At 71.4% G+C, this 3705-nt stretch carries 4 protein-coding genes; all 4 read left to right on the top strand.

The genetic code is table 11. The features are described from left to right. The first annotated feature begins 288 nt into the window (after positions 1–288). Positions 289–831 carry an SRPBCC family protein gene (locus tag AAHZ94_RS30465; RefSeq protein WP_349996956.1) on the top strand — a complete coding sequence of 181 codons (543 nt, stop codon included), beginning with the start codon at positions 289–291 and terminating at the stop codon, positions 829–831. A 264-nt stretch (positions 832–1095) separates the two neighbouring features. After that, on the top strand, positions 1096–1584 hold the full coding sequence (locus tag AAHZ94_RS30460) for an RrF2 family transcriptional regulator (protein ID WP_349996955.1): 489 nt from the start codon (positions 1096–1098) through the stop codon (positions 1582–1584). Between the two features lie 146 nt (positions 1585–1730). Then, on the top strand, positions 1731–2972 hold the full coding sequence (locus AAHZ94_RS30455; protein WP_349996954.1) for an MFS transporter: 1242 nt from the start codon (positions 1731–1733) through the stop codon (positions 2970–2972). A 395-nt stretch (positions 2973–3367) separates the two neighbouring features. Then, a partial coding sequence (locus AAHZ94_RS30450) for a thiamine pyrophosphate-binding protein (RefSeq protein ID WP_349996953.1) occupies positions 3368–3705 on the top strand: 338 nt, incomplete at its 3' end.

The raw sequence follows: 3705 nt of genomic DNA, 5'->3' as shown, positions 1-3705 counted from the left end.
GGCAGGCAGGCAGGCAGGCAGGCAGGCAGGCAGGCAGGCAGGCAGGCAGGCAGGCAGGCAGGCAGGCAGGCAGGCAGCTCAACCGTCGACGCTCCCTCAGGTAACGGCCATTCACCAACCACCGCCAGACCACCGCACCGACCGGGTACGGGGCGCCATCGAGCGACCCCGCCGGCCGGGGCGGCCCCGCACGCCGTGGCAGCCCCGCGCATCGCGCCCGGGCGCCGACCTGACGGACCCCGAGCGCACACTTTGACCTGCGGGAGCCGTCCCCCGAGCCTGTTGCCCATGAGTGAAACCAACGCCGCTCAGGCGCCCCTCCTCCAGGCTCGGGCCTCGGTGCTCGTCTCCGCCACGCCCAGCGAGGTCTACTCGGTCATCAGCGACTTGCCGCGCAGCGGCGACTGGAGCCCCGAATGCGTCGGCGGCACCTGGATCACCGGCGAGCCGGCCACCGTCGGAGCGGTCTTCCGCGGCGATAACGAACGCAGCGCCGACGTGGTGGCGTGGGCGCCGGTGGTGCGTGGAAGGTGGTCCACCGAGTCCGAGGTGGTGGCGGCGGACCCCGGGCAGACCTTCCGCTGGGCGATGCGCGACAGCAAGGGCGCCCGGCAGGAGAGCGTGTGGGGCTTCGACCTGGAATCCACCGCCGACGGCTGCGTCCTGACGCACCATTTCTGGATGGGCTCCGCCACCGAGGGCATCCGGGGCATCACCGCGGAGATGGACGACGCGGAGCGCACCCGGTTCTTCACCGAGTGGCAGACCAAGCTCGGCGGCGACCTCGCCAGCACGCTGGAGCGGATCAAGACGGTCATCGAGAAGTCCTGACCCGGGCCCGACCCGGTGGCACCGGAGCCGCGGCGGGCGCGACACCCCGCCGCGCCCCCGCACCGCGCGCCACGCACCACGCGCACCCAGCCCACGCCGTACGTCCGATGCCACGCCGTACACCCCAGGCCATGCCGTACGTCCCAGGCCACGTACGGCATGCCGCATGCCGCATGCCGCCCGCCGAGCTGACGGACCGACAACTTGACGTACTTTCGCGGTGGTTGGCGCGCGAGTGGAATCTGGACGTGTAACATCCAGGTTATGCAACTCGCCAAGGGGATCGAGTGGGGACTGCACTGCTGCTTGACGTTGGCATGGCTGGCCGATGAGGGTCCGGTGCCGACGTCCAAGCTGGCAGCGTGTTTCGAGTTGCCGCAGCCGTACCTGAACAAGCGCCTCCAGGCGCTTGTTCGGGCCGGCATCCTCACGTCCACCCCCGGCCTCCGGGGAGGATTCCAACTGGCCCGCCCGCCGGAGGACATCACCTTCATGCAGGTCGTGGCCGCCATCGAGGGGCCTGAGAGCCCGTTCCGCTGCACGGAGATCCGGCAGCGGGGCGCGGGCGTCGAAGGCAGCGCCATGGAGTTCCGCCAGCCCTGCGGGATCTCCATCGCCATGCGCAAGGCCGAACTGGCCTGGCGGCGCGAGCTCGCGGCACACACCCTGGCCGACCTCATGGACGCGACCCCCAAGGCGACCGCGGAGCGCACCCGGCAGTTCTACGCCCGGTTGAACTCCACCGTCGTCTGACCCGCCGGCCACCCCCGGCTTCCGCACCGCTCCACCGGAGCGCGGGCACACCCCTGCCCGCCAGCCGGTCACCACACCCGCACCACCCAGCGCCGGTCAAAGATCATTTCCTTTGTGCCCGGCGCGAGATTCTAGGGAGAATCTGGATGTCCAATGTCTCGGTTTCGACCGGGGGCCAGTCGACGACCAAGGAGGCCAGCCCGGGCGGCGGCCTCACCTCCACACTCGTCCTTGCGCTCGGCACCTTCGCCGTCGGTACGGACGCCTTCGTGGTCGCCGGATTCCTCCCCGACATGGCCGACTCGCTCAACGTCTCTTCGGCCGCTGCCGGGCAGTCGATCACCGTCTTCGCCGCCGCCTACGCCGTCCTCTCGCCGGTGCTCGCCACCCTCACCGCCCGGCTGCCGCGCCGCGCCCTGCTGGTCGGCGCGCTGATCGTGCTGGGCCTTGCCAACCTCGGCTCGGCCCTCGCGCCCAACTTCCCGATCCTGATCATCACCCGCATCCTGGCCGCCGCCGGCGCCGCCGCGTACACCCCCAACGCCGGCGCCGTCAGCGCCGCCCTGGTCCGCCCGGAGTTGCGCGCCCGCTCCCTGGCCGTGGTCGTCGGCGGGCTCACCATCGCCACCGCACTCGGCGTGCCGCTGGGCAACGTGACCAGCGAGGTCCTCGGCTGGCGCACCGCACTCGGGCTGGTCGCCGCGCTGTGCCTGGTGATCGCCATCGGGGTGGCGTGGATCATGCCGCACCTGCCGGGCAACCCCCGGGTGCCGCTCAAGACCCGGCTCGGGGTGCTGCGCCACCCGGCCGTGCTGACCGTGCTGCCACTGACCGTGCTCGGCATGGGCGCCAGCTACACCGTGTACGCGTACAGCGTCGAGGCCCTGGACGCGGTCGGCATCCCCGACTCGCGCCATGTGTGGATGCTCTTCCTGTACGGCATCGGCGCCGTGCTCGGCAACTTCCTGGCCGGCTTCGGCACCGACCGCTGGGGCTCCACCCGGGCCCTGACCATCGGCTACATCACCATGGTCGTCTCGCTCGGCGTGCTCGGCTGGCTCGCCGCCGCCGATGCCTCGTTGCCCGTCGTCGTCGGTCTGATGATGATCGGCTGGGGCGCCAGTAGCTGGTGCCAGACGCCCCCGCAGCAGCACCGGCTGATCGCGGTCGCCCCGCAGGAGGCCCCGCTGGTGGTCTCGCTCAACTCCTCGGGGATCTACCTGGGCATCGGCCTCGGCACCCTGCTCGGCGGCGCCACGCTGCACGCCGGCGTGGGCACCATGTACGCCCTGGGCACCGGCATCGCCGTGATCGCCCTGGTGTTCCTGCTGGTCACCTCACGGACCGTCGACAAGCAGGACGACGCGTCCGAGGAAGCGACCGCCTGAAGACCCCGCGCGGGGGTGGTCTGACAACCCCCCGGGCCTCCCCCGCGCGGCTTACCGACCGGGCCACCACGTCCGGCGCGCCCCCCGGGCGCCGGACGTGCCGCCCACCCGCTGCCGTACGGGGCCCGCCCCGCCGCGGCGCAGTTCCCCGCAGTTCCAGCACCGCCCCCGTCCTTCCGTGACCGTCCCCGACGGCACGTCACCCCCATCGCACTGGGGTGCCGGATGACCTCCGACGCCCTGCTCCACCGCCCGCTGAAACACCGCTCGGCACGGCGACGAGGCCAGGAAGTACCGCTACCGCGTACGGCCCGCACAGGCCGGGACCGGCTCACCCAGTGAGCCGGCTCCCCCGCCTCGACCTCCATCACCGGCCGGACGAAAGAAGCAGGCACATGACCGACCAGATCGAACAGACGGCTATCACGGCTATCACGGCTATCGAGGAGACCACCATCACCGGAGCGCAGGCACTGATCCGCTCCCTTGAGGAGGTCGGCGCCGACACCGTCTTCGGAATTCCGGGCGGGGCGATCCTGCCCGCCTATGACCCCATGATGGATTCCTCCCGGGTGCGCCATGTGCTGGTGCGTCATGAGCAGGGTGCGGGGCATGCCGCGACGGGTTATGCGCAGGCGACCGGAAAGGTCGGCGTGTGCATTGCCACTTCCGGTCCCGGCGCCACCAATTTGGTCACCCCCATCGCCGATGCGCACATGGACTCGGTGCCGCT

This window comes from Streptomyces sp. HSW2009 (genome assembly GCF_040240285.1).
Classification (GTDB): Bacteria; Actinomycetota; Actinomycetes; order Streptomycetales; family Streptomycetaceae; genus Streptomyces.
This window is presented reverse-complemented; position numbering and strand designations above follow the sequence as displayed.

What these genes read in the sequence shown, in the direction of transcription:
- AAHZ94_RS30455 (WP_349996954.1), top strand. Translation starts at nt 1,731, where the DNA reads ATGTCCAATGTCTCGGTTTCGACCGGGGGCCAGTCGACGACCAAGGAG.
- AAHZ94_RS30465 (WP_349996956.1), top strand. Translation starts at nt 289, where the DNA reads ATGAGTGAAACCAACGCCGCTCAGGCGCCCCTCCTCCAGGCTCGGGCC.
- AAHZ94_RS30460 (WP_349996955.1), top strand. Translation starts at nt 1,096, where the DNA reads ATGCAACTCGCCAAGGGGATCGAGTGGGGACTGCACTGCTGCTTGACG.